General features: G+C 63.4%; 18 protein-coding genes. 11 read left to right on the plus strand and 7 right to left on the minus strand.

Annotated features, from left to right (window positions below; translation table 11 throughout):
• Nucleotides 1-5 precede the first annotated feature (5 nt).
• Complete coding sequence (locus NTA49_RS15805) at nucleotides 6-488, plus strand: hypothetical protein (protein ID WP_258295774.1); 483 nt, start codon at nucleotides 6-8, stop codon at nucleotides 486-488.
• Between the two features lie 207 nt (nucleotides 489-695).
• Nucleotides 696-2,246 carry an RNA-directed DNA polymerase gene (locus tag NTA49_RS15810; RefSeq protein ID WP_258295775.1) on the plus strand — a complete coding sequence of 517 codons (1,551 nt, stop codon included), beginning with the start codon at nucleotides 696-698 and terminating at the stop codon, nucleotides 2,244-2,246.
• Nucleotides 2,247-2,402: 156 nt separating this feature from the next.
• On the opposite strand, the gene NTA49_RS15815 is transcribed toward NTA49_RS15810, so the two are convergent.
• From NTA49_RS15815 to NTA49_RS15825, 3 genes are all read right to left on the minus strand, one after another.
• Nucleotides 2,403-2,825 carry a hypothetical protein gene (locus NTA49_RS15815; RefSeq protein ID WP_258295776.1) on the minus strand — a complete coding sequence of 141 codons (423 nt, stop codon included), beginning with the start codon at nucleotides 2,823-2,825 and terminating at the stop codon, nucleotides 2,403-2,405.
• Nucleotides 2,826-2,976: 151 nt separating this feature from the next.
• Nucleotides 2,977-4,362, minus strand: coding sequence for an MATE family efflux transporter (locus NTA49_RS15820; protein WP_258295777.1), 1,386 nt, complete (start codon nucleotides 4,360-4,362; stop codon nucleotides 2,977-2,979).
• A 41-nt stretch (nucleotides 4,363-4,403) separates the two neighbouring features.
• The gene (locus NTA49_RS15825) at nucleotides 4,404-4,766 is read right to left on the minus strand and encodes a DUF4260 domain-containing protein (RefSeq protein WP_258295778.1); all 363 of its coding nucleotides are present in this window, start codon (nucleotides 4,764-4,766) and stop codon (nucleotides 4,404-4,406) included.
• 107 nt (nucleotides 4,767-4,873) lie between these two features.
• Here NTA49_RS15825 and NTA49_RS17245 point away from each other — a divergent pair, with 107 nt between their 5' ends.
• Nucleotides 4,874-5,752 carry a LysR family transcriptional regulator gene (locus NTA49_RS17245; protein WP_261368360.1) on the plus strand — a complete coding sequence of 293 codons (879 nt, stop codon included), beginning with the start codon at nucleotides 4,874-4,876 and terminating at the stop codon, nucleotides 5,750-5,752.
• Here the strand turns inward: NTA49_RS17245 and NTA49_RS15840 are convergent.
• The 3 genes from NTA49_RS15840 to NTA49_RS15850 all read right to left on the minus strand — a co-directional run bounded on the left by NTA49_RS15840 (nucleotide 5,749) and on the right by NTA49_RS15850 (nucleotide 8,139).
• The gene (locus NTA49_RS15840; protein ID WP_258295779.1) at nucleotides 5,749-6,423 is read right to left on the minus strand and encodes a hypothetical protein; all 675 of its coding nucleotides are present in this window, start codon (nucleotides 6,421-6,423) and stop codon (nucleotides 5,749-5,751) included. The genes NTA49_RS17245 and NTA49_RS15840 overlap by 4 nt on opposite strands.
• Before the next feature lie 116 nt (nucleotides 6,424-6,539).
• Nucleotides 6,540-7,007, minus strand: a complete 468-nt coding sequence (locus NTA49_RS15845; RefSeq protein ID WP_258295780.1) for a MarR family winged helix-turn-helix transcriptional regulator — start codon at nucleotides 7,005-7,007, stop codon at nucleotides 6,540-6,542.
• The gene (locus NTA49_RS15850; protein ID WP_258295781.1) at nucleotides 6,997-8,139 is read right to left on the minus strand and encodes an Acg family FMN-binding oxidoreductase; all 1,143 of its coding nucleotides are present in this window, start codon (nucleotides 8,137-8,139) and stop codon (nucleotides 6,997-6,999) included. Before NTA49_RS15850 ends, NTA49_RS15845 begins: the two co-directional genes overlap by 11 nt.
• 265 nt (nucleotides 8,140-8,404) lie before the next feature.
• On the opposite strand from NTA49_RS15850, the gene NTA49_RS15855 reads away from it, so the two are divergent.
• The 4 genes from NTA49_RS15855 to NTA49_RS15870 all read left to right on the plus strand — a co-directional run bounded on the left by NTA49_RS15855 (nucleotide 8,405) and on the right by NTA49_RS15870 (nucleotide 11,669).
• Complete coding sequence (locus NTA49_RS15855) at nucleotides 8,405-9,697, plus strand: alpha/beta hydrolase family protein (RefSeq protein ID WP_258295782.1); 1,293 nt, start codon at nucleotides 8,405-8,407, stop codon at nucleotides 9,695-9,697.
• 2 nt (nucleotides 9,698-9,699) lie between these two features.
• Entirely contained in the window at nucleotides 9,700-10,575 is an 876-nt protein-coding gene (locus tag NTA49_RS15860) for an alpha/beta fold hydrolase (protein WP_258295783.1), read from the plus strand.
• A gap of 70 nt (nucleotides 10,576-10,645) precedes the next feature.
• Nucleotides 10,646-10,939: an SH3 domain-containing protein gene (locus NTA49_RS15865; RefSeq protein ID WP_258295784.1), complete on the plus strand. Its 294-nt coding sequence runs from the start codon at nucleotides 10,646-10,648 to the stop codon at nucleotides 10,937-10,939.
• Nucleotides 10,940-11,117: 178 nt separating this feature from the next.
• Nucleotides 11,118-11,669, plus strand: coding sequence for a 2OG-Fe(II) oxygenase (locus tag NTA49_RS15870; RefSeq protein ID WP_258295785.1), 552 nt, complete (start codon nucleotides 11,118-11,120; stop codon nucleotides 11,667-11,669).
• A 63-nt stretch (nucleotides 11,670-11,732) separates the two neighbouring features.
• Here NTA49_RS15870 and NTA49_RS15875 read toward each other — a convergent pair whose 3' ends face one another.
• Entirely contained in the window at nucleotides 11,733-12,170 is a 438-nt protein-coding gene (locus tag NTA49_RS15875) for a hypothetical protein (protein WP_258295786.1), read from the minus strand.
• Between the two features lie 227 nt (nucleotides 12,171-12,397).
• Between NTA49_RS15875 and NTA49_RS15880 the strand changes: the two genes are divergently transcribed.
• The 4 genes from NTA49_RS15880 to NTA49_RS15895 all read left to right on the plus strand — a co-directional run bounded on the left by NTA49_RS15880 (nucleotide 12,398) and on the right by NTA49_RS15895 (nucleotide 16,466).
• The gene (locus NTA49_RS15880; protein ID WP_258295787.1) at nucleotides 12,398-14,353 is read left to right on the plus strand and encodes a DNA gyrase/topoisomerase IV subunit B; all 1,956 of its coding nucleotides are present in this window, start codon (nucleotides 12,398-12,400) and stop codon (nucleotides 14,351-14,353) included.
• Nucleotides 14,354-14,753: 400 nt separating this feature from the next.
• Nucleotides 14,754-15,164, plus strand: a complete 411-nt coding sequence (locus NTA49_RS15885; RefSeq protein ID WP_258295788.1) for a PaaI family thioesterase — start codon at nucleotides 14,754-14,756, stop codon at nucleotides 15,162-15,164.
• A gap of 57 nt (nucleotides 15,165-15,221) precedes the next feature.
• Entirely contained in the window at nucleotides 15,222-15,722 is a 501-nt protein-coding gene (locus tag NTA49_RS15890) for an alkylphosphonate utilization protein (protein ID WP_258295789.1), read from the plus strand.
• A gap of 57 nt (nucleotides 15,723-15,779) precedes the next feature.
• Nucleotides 15,780-16,466 carry a hypothetical protein gene (locus NTA49_RS15895; protein WP_258295790.1) on the plus strand — a complete coding sequence of 229 codons (687 nt, stop codon included), beginning with the start codon at nucleotides 15,780-15,782 and terminating at the stop codon, nucleotides 16,464-16,466.
• Nucleotides 16,467-16,510: the final 44 nt, after the last annotated feature.

Here is a 16,510-nt window from a genome sequence, read left to right on the forward strand (position 1 = left end):
CTGCGATGTGCTTGCTTGCCCTGCCGGTGCAGGCGCTGGCCGATGTTCAGATGACCTTTCGCGACGGCGCGCCGAAGGACAGTTTCGTGATCTCGGCCTTGGGTGCCTGCGATCACGGCGGGCTGGTCCTGACGCTGGACATGGGGCCAAGCGCGGGCGGGCTGATCTTTGACACCACCGGCGCGGGTGCCGGCGTCGAGGTCTTTCAACCCTTCGAGCTGACGCGCGGCGGCGCGCTGGTGAGCGCCCTGCCCGAGGTCGTGGACGGCCAGAAGACGCTGTCGCTGACGCTTGTGGGCCTGCCGGTGGATCAGGTGGTGTCCTTTACCATCGACGTGGACGACACGGCGGGCGCGCGCGAGATCACCGTCACGGGCAGCGAGATCGCGGGGAGCGTGCTGAGTGTGGAGCGCGGCGGTGCGGTGTCGAGCGCGGTGTTTGATGAGGGCGGCGTTGCGGTTGTCGCGGTGAGTGGGTGTGTGGGGTGAGGGTTTTTTTGCGAGGGTGAGGGGCCTTTAGCCGACCTTGGTTGCGTGATCTGTCGCTGCGATGCGGCGGGACTTAGAGTGGACATTTAAAATTGCCCATTTAAGGTAAAAGATATGGCAACATTTGTTCTCGAAATCTATCATTGCATATTGTTGGTTGGAGCAGATCAACAAGAAGATTGAACCGCATAGAGGTTGTACTCAAAAGTGCCCGGATTAGACAAGAAAGTTATTGATGAAATCGACTGGTCAAAGGCTGTCCAGAATATCATTGTTGATAATCGTTCAGATTTCATACTTGCCCCGCACTTTGATATCATTTTTCGCGAGAAGAGCGATGAGCTGATCCAACAACTCTGTGCGGTGCTAGGCTCTGGTACTTATGAGCCTCAGCTTCCGATCCAAATGAGCGTGCCCAAGCAAGGCATCCTTTCCCGCCCAGGAAGTATCTTGCTTCCTCAAGACAGGCTTCTGTATCAGGGGCTCGTCGAGGATATTCTTTCACAATTGGAGGGACAGATGGACAGGGGGCGAACGTTCAGCCATGTACCATCGGGCGAAGATCAACGGCTGTTCGCACCGTCTTTTGACGCTTGGAATGCATTTCAAGAAAGAGTCGAACAAATTTGTGGAGAGTGCAGATTCATTCTTCAATGTGATGTCGCAAATTTCTTCGAGACACTTCCCCAACACCCACTGATCAACGCGTTAGAGGGAAGCGGATGCAGAGCGGAGTCGGTTAGGTTATTGGAAAAAGTACTCACAAGCTTCAAGCAAAGCGTTTCCCAAGGTATTATTCAGGGAATTTTTCCGTCAGATGTACTTGGGAATTTCTACTTGACAGATATCGACGGATTATGCGCACTAAAAGGCTTGCCGTCTGCACGTTACGTTGATGACATTTATGTGGGGTTCAGTACCGAACTTGAAGCCAAAATATTTCTGAACACATTGATTGAAAAGCTGAGAAAAGTAGGACTCAATCTCAGCCCCACCAAAACGAAAATCATTGAATCGGGAACTCTCCTTTTCGAGCAAAAGGAAATTGACACATTGTTCGACGCTGCAAGAGCAGAGATAGCGGGCGCAAAGGATTTGGTTGAACAAGGCGGCTATGGTTTCCAAGGAGATTGGATCAACTCCGACGAATTAGAAGTGGCGATGAGCGACGGCGTAGACGATGAGCTACTGGCCGTCCGTGCGCTCCTTGACTACAAAGCAGAGACGCCAGATCTTGAAGAGAAAATCGATCGTTTCTGCTTGCCATATTTACGCTCAGTTGGCGACGAATATGGAATTGAAAGGGCCTTCGCAGGGCTTGTCGAACGCCCCCATCTTACAAGGCACTATTTCTCCTATCTCAATCACTTCGCTAAGAAACACACCGAGGTTAGACAGCGAATAGAGGATCTGATACGCGCAAACGGATTCCACTTGGATTACCAACGGATGTATTATCTTGCCGGAGTAATGTCCTGCGAAGCTGTGGAAAACTCTACAGTCCAGCATGCTCTAAATTGGCTTCAGGATGGTCGTATTGGTGACCCAACACGCGCAATAGCGGCTATATTCGTTGCTAAATTCGGTCGAGTGCAAGACAAGCGAAGTGTTAGAGAAATCTACGATAATGTTTCGCCGTACGTCAAAGCCGCCATCCTGTATTCTGGGCAATTCTTTGTTGGGGCGGATAAATCCGTAATGAAGAAGGCGTGGCGTGGCCACTCCGAAATCAACGCTCTGATTGCTTCTTCGATATAGATGCAACGTTCATACACCTCGAATTGTGTATGATAGCTTTTCGAGCGCTGACTAAAACTTGTTTCCTATGCGCGAATGTCCGCTCCCCCACCGGCCCACCAGGCCCGGAACGAGGCACGCAGTGCCGTCGGCCTCTCGGTGCCAATTTAAAACCGGTCAGGCTGTTTTTTCGGCTCTTTTCTCTAGAGCTTCAACCTTGAACTCACTCCATCGGTTTCCAAAGTAGAAAAGGTTGATGATCATCCATAAGGGATTGAGTGAAAGGAACGTGATTGCAATCAACGCCCAGCGATTTCGTCTCATGGCCAGATATGAAATACCTGTTATGAAAACCAGCAAAATAACCATGTACACCTGAGGTGCGGCGAACCCATTGTTCACCAGCCACAACACAGTCAGACCACCCAGAACGAAAATGTAAAAAAGTGCGGTGCTGTAGGTGACAAAGTATCCCCATCGGGAGCCCATTTTCTCAGGGTTGGAGCGTTTACACTGATGTCCGTGCCAAAACGTGGGACCAAGTGAAAGCAGAACTACAAGGATTGATATTCCCTGAATGATTATTCCAAGTCCGTCCATATTTTCCTGTAATCCCTAACGAAAATCTCAAGACGGGATGTATACAGTGAGGGAAGTTCTGTCGAGGAAGAGTTCTCGATTTGATACCCTCGTGTTGGTTTGAAGATACTGCATCAGGTGAGTTGGCCTATCCCCGAGCGGCAAAGGCCCCCTACCCCCAGGCCCCGCGCATTTTGGGGAAGCTCACGCGCCAGAAGCGCCAGGCGAGGGTGAGGGCGGCGCAGCCCAGGCCTACGACGAGGCCGAACCAGATGCCGACGCCTCCGAGGTCCAGCACGAAGCCGAAGACATAGGCGGTGGGCAGGCCGACGCCCCAGTAGCTGATCGCGGCGAGCACCATGGGCACGGATGTGTCCTGCACGCCGCGCAGCAGGCCCAAGGCTATGACCTGCACGCCGTCGACCAGCTGGAACAGGGCGGCGACGGCCAGCAGGGCCACTCCGATCACCATGATCTGGGCGCGGGCGGGCTCGTCGCGTTCGATGAAGGCGGAGATCAGCACTTCGGGCCACAGGAGGAACACGGCGATGGTCGCAAGCGACATGGCCAGCGACAGCACGAAGGCGGTGCGCGCGCCGCGTGCCATGTGCGGCGCGTCGCGGCGGCCCACCGCATTGCCCGCGCGGATGGTGGCGGCGTTCGACAGGCCCATGTGGACCATGAACGTCAGCCCCGCCATCTGCACCGCGATGCCGTGGGCGGCCAGCGGCACCACGCCCAGCCAGCCCATCATCACGGCGGAGGCGGCGAAGAGACCGACTTCGGACAGGTTGGTCAGGCCGATGGGCAGGCCAAGGCGGAAGACCCGCGCCAGCATCTGCCAGTCGGGCCGCCACAGGCGCACGAAGATCTGGTGTTCGGGCAGCGCGCGCAGGGCATAGATGACCACGCCCAGCAGGCTGACGGCCTGGGTCGAGAAGGACGCGATGGCGGCACCGCGCACGCCCAGTTCGGGCGCGCCCCAGTTGCCGAAGACCAACGCGTAGTTGGCAAGCGCGTTGACCACGGCGGCGGCCAAGGTGATCCAGAGCACGATCTGGGTGCGCTCGAGCGCTGCCAGATAGGATTTCATCACCATGACCAGCAGAGCGGGCACCATGCCCCAGCCCGCGATCCCGAGATAGAGCCCGCCATCGCGCGCAACCTGCGGGCTTTGGCCCAGCATCAGCAGCACCGGTTCGGCCCAGAGCATCAGCGGCAGCACCAGCACGCCAAAGCCTGCCGACAGCCACAGGCCCATGCGGGTGACGCGGCGCACGGAGACCTCGTCGTCCTCGGCGGCATAGGAGGCGACCATCGGCATCACCGCCATGGCAAAGCCGCTGCCCATCAGGAACAGCAGGAAGAAATAGGTGGAGGCAAGGGTGACGGCGGCCAGCGCTTCGACCCCGTACCAGCCCAGCATCACCGTGTCGGTGACGCCGATGGCCATCTGCGCGATGTGCCCGCCGATCAGCGGCACGCCCAGCACCAGCATGGCGCGGGCGTGTTCGGGATAGGTCATGCGCGGCGGCGCGGGGGTCAGCGATTGGGTCATGCCGGTCCTGTAGTCGCTGACCGCTGCCTTTTAAAGAGGCGTTACGCAAAGGATTGCAGGTGGGTGTCGTGGAAACCCGTGCTGCGCTTCAGCCCGAAGCCCATTGCGCGGTCGGCGGCGATGTGGGCCACGAGGATCGCGGTGAGCGGCAGGGCGAAGGGGATGCCCAGCGCCCACAGGGCGGCGCCCAAGGTCAGGACGGGGGCGTAGCTGTGCACGATGTTGTAGCAGATGGCCCCTGTGCGGGGGCCGTGCAGGTAGCCGATCATCGACAGGTCGGGCACCAGGATCAGGGCGGCGAAGAGCCACCAGGATGCGCCGGTGAGGTGGTAGGCGAAGAGGGCTGCGATCAGCGTGGCGAGGGCTTCGGCGCGCAGGATCAGGGCGATGGGGCTGTGGGTCATGGCGGGGCTCCGGGTTGAAGGTCTGGGTTGAGGGTCTGGGAGGAATTTGCGCGCGCGGCACGCTGAACGCCATTGTTCAAATTCTGACAACTGCCTAGAAAGAAGTTATGAGCATGCCCCTGACCTCGCTGGACCTGATCCCCGCCTTTTGCGCCGTGCTGGAGCATGGATCGCTGTCGGGGGCGGCGCGGGCGCTGGGGCTGTCGCAGCCCACGGTGCGCAGGCAGATCGAGACGCTGGAGGCGGAGCTGGGCGCGCGGTTGTTTACCCGTGCGCAGAACGGTCTGACGGCGACACCGCTGGCGCTGCGTTTGCGCGAGCCTGCGCAAGCGGTGCTGGATCAGGCGCACGGGCTGCGGCGGATGGTGGACCGGGGCGCACAGGTTGCGGGCGCTGTGCGGCTGACCTGTCCGCGGGTGATGGCGGTGCATGTGGTCCCGCCCCTGCTGGCGGAGTTGCGGGCGCTGCATCCCGGTCTGGTGGTGGAACTGGCCGCGACCGACAGCACCGAGGACTTGCTGCACCGGGCGGCGGATGTGGCCATTCGCGTGGCGCCGCTGACGCAAAAGGCGCTGGTGGCGCGCACCCTGCCCGAGGTGGAGCTGGGACTGTTCCGGGCAGCGGGTCTGGCCGAGCCTGCGGACCTGGTGAGTGCGCCGTTCATCGACGACGACCGCATCGGGCAGATCGCGCCGTGGCTGGCGGCGCGGGGGCTGGCTGCGCCGCGCAACGTGGTGCTGCGCACTGACGATGCCCTGGTGCAGATCGCGGCGATTGCGGCGGGCATGGGCGTGGGGCTGTGTCAGGCGGGGATCGCGGCGCGGCTGGGCTTTGTGCGGGTGCTGCGCGAGGTCACGGTGCAGATGCCCTGCGCAGTGGCGATGCACGAGGATCAGCGGGCGAGCCCTGCGGTGCGGGCGCTGTTCGATCATCTGGTGGCAGGGTTGCCGGGGGCCTTGAAAGGGCGCCCGACGCGGCCCCGCTAGTCCGGTTTGACGATGGCCGAGGCGGTGCTGGTCACGATGGCGACGGCGAACATGACCGGGATGCCAAGCTCGACGACTTCCTCGACGATATAGGCGGAGTTTTCCATTTGCCTGGGCAGCACGATGCCGAGGCCTTCGAGTTTGCGGCCGATGCCGTCGGAGGCTTCGCTGACGAAGATCAGGGCGATGCCGGTCAGGGCGGCCAGCGCGCTGGGGTTGAGGTCGCGCAGCTCTGACAGGAAACCGCGCGCTTCGCGGATCAGGATCGAGAGCACCAGCGCCACGATCAGGCCGATGAGGACGAACGAGAGCGCGCGTTCGGGCAGTGCGACCTGATCGCCGATGTACTGGCGCGATTTCAGCAGGCCGACGGTGAAATAGGATTTGTCGAGATCAAGCTCGATGAAAATGAACACCAGCAGCACCGCGGGGATGTTCCAGCGCGATCTGAGCGTGGCAGGTGACCAGCTGACGAGAATGAGTGCGATGCAGACGGCGTAGACCACGACGGTCAGGGACTGGACCGGACCGCCCTCGACCAGAAGGGCCGCCTGGGTGCCGGGGTCCATCGTGTGCACGAAGCCGATGGTGGCGGCGATCGCGGCGATGGCCACGCCCACAAGCAGGTGGGGCCGGTGCCGTGTGTCGGTGATTTTATCCTGAATCGTCAAGTCGGTAGCGCCCTTCGCAATTTCGGTTATTTTGACCGAACGTGCATTTGCGCGTTTGTGTTCCCTCGTAATTCGCCCGACGCTAGGTCAGCGTCGGGGTGGCCCGCAGCCCGCTGTCAGGTGCCGGCTGCGTCGCGGGCGCGGTCGAGGTAGCTGCGAATTTCGGCGAGCTTGGGCAGCATCGCCTCAATGTCGCCGAGGTTCAGATGATCGGCCATCGCGGCCATATCCGGGGCAAGACTGTCGATGGCGGTTTCGCGGAAGGTGCGGCCCGCGTCGGTCAGGTAGACCAGCTTGGAGCGTTTGTCGGCAGGGTTTGGCCGCATCTCGATCCAGCCGCGTTTTTCAAGCAGCGACAGCGTGTGGCTGAGCGTGGTTTTCGGCACCTGAAAGGCACGCGCGATGTCGAGCGGGGTGCGTCCGTCACCCAGCCTGCTGAGGTGGTTGAGCACGGAAAAATGCGAGACCAGAACGCCCTTGGGCAGCCGCCCCTCGAAAAGGGTGCGGCTGAGTTGTTCGATGATGCCGATCTCGTTGAACAGCGCAAAGAGCATGCGCAGGTCTGACGTCTTGTTATCCGACAATCTTTTCCTCCAGGGGCCAACGCGGGCTGGGCCGGGTTTGCGGGCCATACCCCAGCCGCGCCCACATTTGCACGGTTCCGCCGCCGGGCGCCAGACGTCGGTGGATCTTGTCGTAATGCGCACGCATCTCGGGGTACTCCTGCAGGGCCTGGCTGAGCGGCTGGGTGCCGAGCCCTTGCGCGGTGGCGGCGAGGTTGATGCGCACCCAGTCGCGGCCTGCGCGGATCTGGTCGGCGCGGGTGTTGGTGGGGGTGACCTGCCAGACGTAGCCCATCGCGGTGTCGGTGTTGGCAAAGACCGCCGCCAGCCCCTGCTGGTAGGCCGTGGAGGTGGTGTCGAATGCGATGTCGCGGGTGAACATGCCGGTGCGCGCCAGCCCCTCGAACATCGGGCCGGTAAAGTCGATGCCGTCGGGGTTGGCGTCGACCTCGTGGCGGCCGATGCGGAAGAGATCGACGCTTTCCTTGTAGGTGCGGGGGGTTTCGATCTCGATGCGCAGGGCCTCGTGGCTGAAGGGGCGCAGTTCGGCAAGGTCTGCCTCGCTGTTGGTGGTGCCGACCGTGGTGCCGTGGAGCGCGGCGGCGGCGATGGCCGTCAGGGCCGCGTCGGGCACCGGGCGGGTCATGTCGAAGGGTTCTTTCAGCGAGCGGCGCTGGGGCACGTGGGCAAAGAGCGGATCGGGGGCGGCATCGGTGGGCGCAAAGCGGCAGATGGCAACCGGGCGGGTGTCGAGCGATTGGGCGTCGGAGCCGTCGGGGAAGAGGTCGAATTGCACGTGCCGGCCGTCTTGCAGGGCGGCCATGCGCAGCACTTCGAGAAAGCAGCCGAGACCGATGGTGATCTGGCGGCTGAATGGATCGGTGTGCGGCAGCAGGCGGTCGGGATCGACATAGAGGATCGCGGTGTCGGGCTGCGTAAGGTCCACCCTCCACGGTTGGCGGTTGTGCGGGTTGGGCGCGAGGATCGCCCAGGACAGCGCGCGCATACGCGGGTCGTCGTATTGCCCGGCCTGGTCCCAGGGAAGGGAGGCGGTGCGCGGCAGTCGGGTGATGTCGTAGGCGAAGGTGCCCGTGGCGGCGAGGATGGCACCGCCACCGATCAGGGCGAGGGTCTTGCGGCGGGACAGGGTCATGGCGATTCTCCTAGTTTGGTACGATGTCGCACTACTTATATGATACGATATCGTATCAGTTCAAGGGATTTCTGCGGCGGGACTTGCGCGCCCGCCGCCCCTGCCCGCGCCGTAAGGTCATGGGTTGATCGCTGCGGGGGCTGTGTCACAGTGCCAAGACAATAAGATGAGACACGCGTGAGGCGGCATTCGCCAAGGCGAGACATCACAGCCCCCGAAGGCCGCACGGCGGACGGGGACGGACCAGACAGAGAGGGAGACTGTCATGAACACCGCATTGAAAACCGTAACGCTTGGGCTTGCAGGCATCGGCGCTGCCGGGATGCTCTATGCAAATCCGATCGACCAGATCCGGCCCGACGCGCCCGAGCTTGCGCCCTATGGCGATTATACCATCGGGGTGCAGACGCTGGAGTTTGCGCACGCGGGTCAGGTCGATATCCTGAACACCACCGAGGGCGACGCCCCCGTCTATGACCGCCCGCTGACGGTCGAGGTCTGGTATCCGGCGGCCGAGGGCACCGAGCCGGGGGGCGAATATGTCACCACCCTGCGCGACGGGGCACGGCAGGCCACGCTGACGGGCCGTGCCGCACGCGATGCGGCCCCTGCGGCAGAGGGGCAGTTTCCGCTGATCGTGATCAGCCACGGCTATCCCGGCAACCGCTTTCTGATGAGCCACCTGGGCGAGAACCTCGCGTCGAAGGGCTATGTCACCGTGTCGATCGACCACACCGACAGCACCTATTCGGATCAGGGCGCGTTCGGATCGACGCTGTTGAACCGGCCCATCGACCAGCGGTTCGTGATCGAGCAGATGGCCACGCTGGACGGTCCGCTGGGTGCGATCATCGACGGCGAGACCGTGGGCGTGATCGGCTATTCGATGGGCGGCTACGGCGCGCTGATCTTTGGCGGGGCGGGTGTCACGCAGGCGTCGACCGAATACAGCTGGGGCACGCCGAACGGGTTGCTGGCGGCGCATCTGGCCGGATCGGAGAGCCACGAGGCGCTGATCGACGAACGGGTGAAGGCGGTCATCGCCATCGGGCCATGGGGCAACAACACCGGGTTCTGGGACGCCGAAGGGCTTTCGGGCTTTCGCAAGCCGCTGATGCTGATGGCGGGCAGCGTGGACGATGTGTCGATCTATGAGGCGATGCGCGGGATCTTTGACGGCACCACGGGCACCGACCGGCACCTGCTGACGTTCGAGAATGCCAACCACAATGCGGCCGCGCCGATGCCCGCACCCCGCGAAAGCTGGGCGTATGACGAGGGGCTGGGCTATGCGCCGTTTGCGCATTACGCCGATGCGGTCTGGGACACCAACCGGATGAACAACATCGCCCAGCACTTTGCCACCGCGTTCATGGACCTGCATCTGAAGGGTGAAGAGGACATGGCCGCCTATTTCGACCTGACGCCCGTGTCGGGTGACGGGGTCGTGGCGGTGGACGATGCGGGCGATCAGACCGAGGATCACACCTATTGGACCGGGTTTGCGCCGCGCACGGCTGCCGGTCTGCGGTTCGAGAGCAAAGCCAAGGGAGAGTGACCATGCAGGCAGGGATGCGCGAACTGAACGGGCATGAATTTTATGTCCGCACATGGGGCGACCCTGCCCTGCCACGGCTGCTGTTGCTGCACGGGTTTCCGGAATACGGCGGCGCATGGGATGACTTTGCGCCGCTGCTGGCCGAGCGGTTTCACGTGATCGCCCCCGACCAGCGCGGATACGGGCGCAGCTGGGCGCCTGCGGAGGTGGGGGAATACACCGCGTCCAGGCTGGTGTCGGACATGGTGGCGTTGATCGGTGACGATGGCCCGGTGACGGTGCTGGGGCATGACTGGGGGGCCGGTGTCGCCTATGCGCTGGCGTTCATGCGCCCCGATCTGGTGTCGCGGCTGATCATTGCCAACGGGGTGCACCCTGCCCCGTTCCAGCGCGAGATGGCCAAGGGCGGCAAGCAGTCCGAGGCGTCGCAATACATCAACTACCTGCGCAGCGACGGGTCCGAGGACAAGCTGGCGGCCAATGATTTCGAAAAGCTGATCGCACTGTTTTCGGCCAAGATGGATATGTCGTGGCTGCAGGGCGATGTGCTGGCGCGCTACAAGGAGGCCTGGGGGCGTCCGGGGCGGCTGCGCGGGATGATCAACTGGTATCGCGCGTCGCCGCTGGTGGTCGCGGACCCCGGCAAGCCGGTGACCGATCTGCGCCCGATGCCGGTGGAGCGGTTGCAGGTGCGCTGTCCGCATCTGCTGATCTGGGGCATGGGGGATGTGGCGCTGATGCCCGAGGCGACCGAGGGGCTGGAGGAGTACGCGCCGGACCTGACGCGGGTGGAGATTGCGGACGCGGATCATTGGCTGTTCCACCAGAAGCCGCAGGAGATTGCGGATGTGGTGCTGGACTGGTTGCCGCCGACCTGAGGGCTTTTGGTTGCCTGTGCCGGGGGCTGCGGCCTAGAAGGGACGCGAGGCAGTCACAAGGATAACAACGATGCGCAACGTCATCATCACCGCGCTGATCGCAGGCATGATCGGCTTTTCCGCCCCCGCCGAGGCAGGGTTTTCAGGCACCTATACCGTCGGGCGGGTCGAGGCCGACGACATGCTGAAGATGCGCGCGGGACCGGGCACCGGCTACAAGGTCGTGCTGGGCCTGCCGAACGGCACCGAGGTTTACGTCCACGAATGCATCGAGACGGGCGGCACCCGCTGGTGCGAGGTGTCGTTGAAGCAGGCGCGCCGGATGAAGGGCTTTGTGTCCTGGGCCTATCTGGTTCAGAACTGACAGGGGGCGCTTGCGGGGGGCGCCTGCGGGTTTCCGCCTGCGTGCGCCCCTGCCCTTGCAAATCTTTCACACGGACGGACGGCGGAGTGCTAATCTGCGCGACCGGGGAATTGCGGGCGATCCGCCCCCGGCTGCGGCGCGTGCCCGACGCGCGATTTTACAGGATTTGAGGACGGCGATGTTGTCAGTGCATGCGGTGCCCGGTGCGTTCAGCGTGGGCGAATGTAACGAGATCATCGCGGCGATTTCGCGCGCGCCGACGGACGAGGCGATGCTGGTCGGGCGCAACACGGATCACAACATGCGCATTGCCGAATTGGTCTGGATCGACGAGGTGGACGGCATGGGCTGGGTGATGGATCGGCTGATCGAGCTGGTCCGGCAGGCCAACCGCGATCATTTCGAGTTTGATCTGACCGCCTTTGAGGAAAGCCCGCAGGTTGCGATCTACAAGGCGACGGATGCGGGGCACTTCGTCTGGCATTCGGACATCGGCGGCGGGCCGAAATCGGGCAAGCGCAAGCTGACGCTGGTGCTGCAACTGTCGCCGCCCGAGGATTACGAGGGCGGCACGCTGGAGGTTATGCCGGGCGCGCAGGTGTTGCAGGCCAGCCGCGCGCAGGGCTGCGTCAGCGTCTTTCCCAGCTTTACGCTGCATCAGGTGACGCCGGTGCGCAGCGGTGTGCGCCATTCGCTGACGGTCTGGGCGCATGGGCCTGCATTTCGCTGAGAGCGGCGGCAAGTCCGCAAGCCCCTGACGGGCCTGCGGAGTTGCGTGGGTTTCGGGCTGCCGTCAGGTGACGTTGGCCTGCATCTTGTCCGAACAGCGGACATAGGCGCTCCAGGTCGGGGGCTCGACGCTGGGCGATGCGCCGTAGCCAAAGCTGATCAGGCCGGGATGCTGACCGGCGGGGCACAGGCCGAGCGCGCGATAGGCGTCGCGGACGGTGTTCTGCACCTCGACGTCATCGGCGGTGGTGCGGGTGAAGGGCGTGCCCTTGGTGACCTGAATCAGGACCTTGTCGCCGCGCGCGAGCGCGTCGCGCTTGGTGTAAAGCACGTAGGACTTGCCGCCGCCGGTGTAGGACAGTTGCCGAAAACCGTTCTGTGCCATGTAGGCGGGGGTCAAGGTGGTCACCTTGGTTGCGGCAGGCGTTTGGGTGGTGCCGGTTGAACATGCGGCGATCAGGGAGAGGGCCACAAGGGCGGCAGTGCGTTTGATGAAGGTCATGAAGTGTCCAGAATTACAGTAGAATTTATGTCGTGCGGACGTGTTAGCCCGCAGAATTCGAACACGCAACGGTTGTGATCCCGCGCGGGACGTTCCGCGGCGTCCATCGCTTTGCCGCGACGACGGGCCCCCTGCGACGTCACCACGATATGGGCGCACCTGCCCCCTTTCGTCATCGCGGTTGCTCTGCCATAATCACCGCCAACCAAAAAGAGAGCAGCCCCCTTATGAGTGACCTTCTGTCCGGGTCCGAGCCCGCTTCGGATTATGATGCCTCCTCGATTCAGGTGCTGGAGGACATGGAGCACGTCCGCCTGCGCCCCGGCATGTATATCGGCGGCAAGGACGACCGCGCGCTGCATCACATGGTGGCCGAGATCATCGACAACTCGATGGACGAGGCGGTGGCGGGGCATGCCACCTGGATCGAGGTCGAGATGCACGCCAACGGCCATGTGTCGGTGCGCGACAACGGGCGGGGGATTCCCACCGGGCCGCACCCCAAGGACCCGACGAAATCGGCGCTTGAGATCATTTTCTGCACGCTGAACGCGGGCGGCAAGTTTTCCGGCGACAGCTACGAGACCTCGGGCGGCCTGCACGGTGTCGGCTCGTCGGTGGTGAATGCGCTGTCGGACCATCTGCGGGTCGAAGTGGCGCGCAACAAGGAACTTTACGCGATGGAGTTTTCGCGCGGCGTGCCGCAGGGCAAGCTGGAGCGGATCGGCGCCGCCCCCAACCGGCGCGGCACGGCGGTGACGTTTCACCCCGATGCGGACATCTTTGGCGCGCTGACGCTGAAACCCGCGCGGCTGTTCAAGATGGCCCGCTCGAAGGCCTATCTGTTCTCGGGCGTCGAAATCCGCTGGAAGACCGAGATCGACGACGGCGAGACCCCCAAAGAGGCCAAGTTTCACTTTCCGGGCGGTCTGTCGGACTATCTGAAAGAGGCGATGGGCGGGGCCACCACCTATGCCGAGACGCCGTTCGCGGGGTCGGTGTCGTTCGAGAAGTTCAAGGTGCCGGGCAAGGTGGAATGGGCAATCAACTGGACGCCTGCGCGCGACGGGTTCATCCAGTCCTATTGCAACACGGTGCCCACGCCCGAGGGCGGCACCCACGAGGCCGGGTTCTGGGCCGCGATCCTGAAGGGCATCAAGGCCTACGGCGAGCTGGTCAACAACCGCAAGGCCGCGACCATCACCCGCGAGGATCTGATGACCGGCGGCGGCGCGCTGGTGTCGTGTTTCATCCGCGAGCCGGAATTCGTGGGCCAGACCAAGGACCGGCTGGCCACCGTCGAGGCGCAGCGGATGGTCGAGAACGCGGTGCGCGACCATTTCGACAACTGGCTGGCGGCGGATACGAAATCGGCCGGCGCGATCCTGGATTTTCTGGTGCTGCGCGCCGAGGAACGGCTGCGGCGGCGGCAGGAGAAAGAGACCTCGCGCAAGACGGCGACGCAAAAGCTGCGCCTGCCGGGGAAACTGACCGACTGTACGTCGAAAACGCGCGAGGGCACCGAGCTGTTCATCGTCGAGGGCGACAGTGCGGGCGGGTCGGCCAAGATGGCGCGCGACCGCAAGACGCAGGCGCTGCTGCCGTTGCGGGGCAAGATCCTGAACGTGCTGGGGGCGGCGTCGTCGAAACTGGGATCGAACGCGGAGATTTCCGATCTGTCACAGGCGCTTGGGGTGTCGCTCGGGGCGAAGTTCAACGTCGATGACCTGCGCTATGACAAGGTCATCATCATGACCGACGCGGACGTGGACGGCGCGCATATCGCAGCACTGCTGATGACGTTCTTTTTCACCCAGATGCGCCCGATGATCGACGCGGGGCATTTGTATCTGGCCTGTCCGCCGCTGTACCGCCTGACCCAAGGGTCGAAACGGGTGTACTGTCTGGACCAGGCCGAGCGCGATGCCTGGCTGGAGAAGGGTCTGGGCGGGTCGGGCAAGATCGACGTGTCGCGGTTCAAGGGTCTGGGCGAGATGGACGCGAAGGACCTGAAGGACACCACGATGAACCCCGCCACCCGCAAGCTGATCCGCGTGACCATCGACGAGGACGAGCCGGGGCAGACCGGCGATCTGGTGGAGCGGCTGATGGGCAAGAAGCCGGAGCTGCGGTTCGAGTATATCCAGGATAACGCGCGGTTTGTTGAGGAGCTGGATGTTTGAGGGTTTGGCTCTGACCTCCAACACAAGCGCCTGACCGCGGGTCTTGAGCCGTCTTGCAAAAGGTCCGGGGGACCTTTTGAGGCGAAAGAAGGCGACAGCCTCGGGGGCGTCGAAGACGCGCCCGCCCATGGGGGCGGTCGGGCGCGGCGAAAACGCGGTGCGTTTCCGCTAAGGTGATACACATAGGTTTCAATTCGCGGTCGACCTCTCGCACGATGCTGCGCATCATGCTGCCGGTTGTCGCGCAGCCCTGCGGGGCTACGCTGAGGCGCGGCGAAAACGCGGGGCGTTTCCGCTGGGGCGCTGTTGATAGGTTGCGAAAGGCGGGGCGTTTCCGCTGGGGACAAATTGAAATGCCGGCTTTATAAAAGCCCAAAGCCCCAAATCAGGACACCACCCCATGACCCCCGCTGCTGCTCAGGACATCCTCGACACCATGTTTGCGCCCTGGGTGCTGGCCTTAAGCCCGCGTGTCGCCTCGATCGACGCGGAGCACTGCACGCTCAGCATTCCGATCACCGCCGATATTGCCCGCGCGGGCGGGATCGTGTCGGGGCAGGTGATGGCGACGCTGGCGGATACCGCGATGGTGCTGGCGTGCATGGGGCATGCGGGGCAGATGATCCCGGTGTCGACCGTTACGCTCGACACGCAGTTTCTGCGGCCCGGCAGTGGCGACAGCATCACCGCGCGGGCCGAGGTGATGCGGGCGGGCAAGGGCACAATCTTTGCGCGGTGTACGCTGACGGCGGAGCCTTCGGGCAAGGACATCGCACTCGCGACGGCGACTTTTGCCAGGCCTGCGGGGTAATCCGCTGTCCCTGCCGCACGATCCGTGCCAGAGCGGGCGCAAAGAGGAGTTCTGCCCATGCCCTGCCCGCTTTGTGACAGCGACGCCCCGCTGATTGACGTAGCCGTTTCCGGTGGCCCCAAGGGCAGCGTGGCGATCTGTGCCACCTGTGCCGACCAGCTGGACGCGCCGCAGGCCGATCATTTTCGCGCCCTGCCGTCGACCATGTGGGCCGACGATACCGCGGTGCAGGTGCTGGCCTACCGCATCCTCAAACGGCTCGATGCCGACTGGGCGCGCGATGCGCTGGATATGCTCTATCTGGACGAGGACGCGCTGGCCTGGGCGCAGGACGTGCCCGCCGACACCGGGCACCGCGATGCCAACGGGGTGCCGCTGGCGGTGGGCGACAACGTGGTGCTGATCAAGGATCTGCCCGTGAAGGGCGCGGGCTTTACCGCCAAGCGCGGCACGCCGGTGCGGGGCATTTCGCTGGTGCTGGACAACCCCGGCCAGATCGAGGGCCGGGTCGAGGGCCAGCGGATCGTGATCCTGACCCAGTTCGTCAAGAAAAAGTAACCGGCGGGGCGGCATTATCCGCTTGCCTGATGCGGCGATTGCAGCCTTAGTCGGGGCATGTGGACACGCCCCCTGATCGCCCTGTCGCTGCTGCTGCTGACCGCCTGCGGACGGCCGATGACGCCGACGGAAGTGGCCTTTGCCAACACCATCCACGGCGCCGGGCTGGACACGTCGAAGGTGCGGCTGGTGGACGGTGCGCCGACGCGCGCGGTCACGTTCCAGCGCAAGGCGCGGCCGCGCACCACCTGCCGCGAGCGCATCCTGCCGCCGCCCCTGACCGAGACGGTGACGGCCAAGCCTGCGGCGGTGGCGCTCTACAACCACGTGCTGTTCGACAAGGACTGGTATCTGGATGACTACCTGCCCGAATATCCCGACCGGATCGGCCTGATCGCGGCGATGCTTTTGGGTCACGAGCTGACGCATGTCTGGCAATGGCAGAACCGCAAGACCACGGGATATTCGCCGCTGAAGGCCGCGTCGGAGCACCAGCGCGGGGCCGATCCCTATCTGTTCGATCTCGATCATGTGCCGCAGTTCGGGGATTACGGCTATGAGCAGCAGGGGTCGATCGTGGAGGAGTTCGTGTGCTGCCGCGCGCTGGCGCCGACGGCGGAGCGCACCAAGCGGCTGCATGCGATGATCGCGCAGGTGATGCCGGTCGCACCGCTGCCTGCAGAGCGGCAGAGTGCGGTGCGGATGCCCTGGGACGGGGTGGAGTTGAACGGGATCTGCGACTGATAGTGCCGCTCAGGGCACAGGGGCTCAGGGCTCAGGGCTCAGGG

Source organism: Pseudosulfitobacter koreensis (assembly GCF_024733015.1).
Taxonomy (GTDB): domain Bacteria; phylum Pseudomonadota; class Alphaproteobacteria; order Rhodobacterales; family Rhodobacteraceae; genus Pseudosulfitobacter; species Pseudosulfitobacter koreensis.

Coding starts and splice junctions, on each gene's coding strand:
- NTA49_RS15805 (WP_258295774.1), top strand. CDS start 6: ATGTGCTTGCTTGCCCTGCCGGTGCAGGCGCTGGCCGATGTTCAGATG.
- NTA49_RS15815 (WP_258295776.1), bottom strand. CDS start 2,825: ATGGACGGACTTGGAATAATCATTCAGGGAATATCAATCCTTGTAGTT.
- NTA49_RS15820 (WP_258295777.1), bottom strand. CDS start 4,362: ATGACCCAATCGCTGACCCCCGCGCCGCCGCGCATGACCTATCCCGAA.
- NTA49_RS15825 (WP_258295778.1), bottom strand. CDS start 4,766: ATGACCCACAGCCCCATCGCCCTGATCCTGCGCGCCGAAGCCCTCGCC.
- NTA49_RS17245 (WP_261368360.1), top strand. CDS start 4,874: ATGAGCATGCCCCTGACCTCGCTGGACCTGATCCCCGCCTTTTGCGCC.
- NTA49_RS15850 (WP_258295781.1), bottom strand. CDS start 8,139: ATGACCCTGTCCCGCCGCAAGACCCTCGCCCTGATCGGTGGCGGTGCC.
- NTA49_RS15855 (WP_258295782.1), top strand. CDS start 8,405: ATGAACACCGCATTGAAAACCGTAACGCTTGGGCTTGCAGGCATCGGC.
- NTA49_RS15860 (WP_258295783.1), top strand. CDS start 9,700: ATGCAGGCAGGGATGCGCGAACTGAACGGGCATGAATTTTATGTCCGC.
- NTA49_RS15865 (WP_258295784.1), top strand. CDS start 10,646: ATGCGCAACGTCATCATCACCGCGCTGATCGCAGGCATGATCGGCTTT.
- NTA49_RS15870 (WP_258295785.1), top strand. CDS start 11,118: ATGTTGTCAGTGCATGCGGTGCCCGGTGCGTTCAGCGTGGGCGAATGT.
- NTA49_RS15875 (WP_258295786.1), bottom strand. CDS start 12,170: ATGACCTTCATCAAACGCACTGCCGCCCTTGTGGCCCTCTCCCTGATC.
- NTA49_RS15880 (WP_258295787.1), top strand. CDS start 12,398: ATGAGTGACCTTCTGTCCGGGTCCGAGCCCGCTTCGGATTATGATGCC.
- NTA49_RS15885 (WP_258295788.1), top strand. CDS start 14,754: ATGACCCCCGCTGCTGCTCAGGACATCCTCGACACCATGTTTGCGCCC.
- NTA49_RS15890 (WP_258295789.1), top strand. CDS start 15,222: ATGCCCTGCCCGCTTTGTGACAGCGACGCCCCGCTGATTGACGTAGCC.
- NTA49_RS15895 (WP_258295790.1), top strand. CDS start 15,780: ATGTGGACACGCCCCCTGATCGCCCTGTCGCTGCTGCTGCTGACCGCC.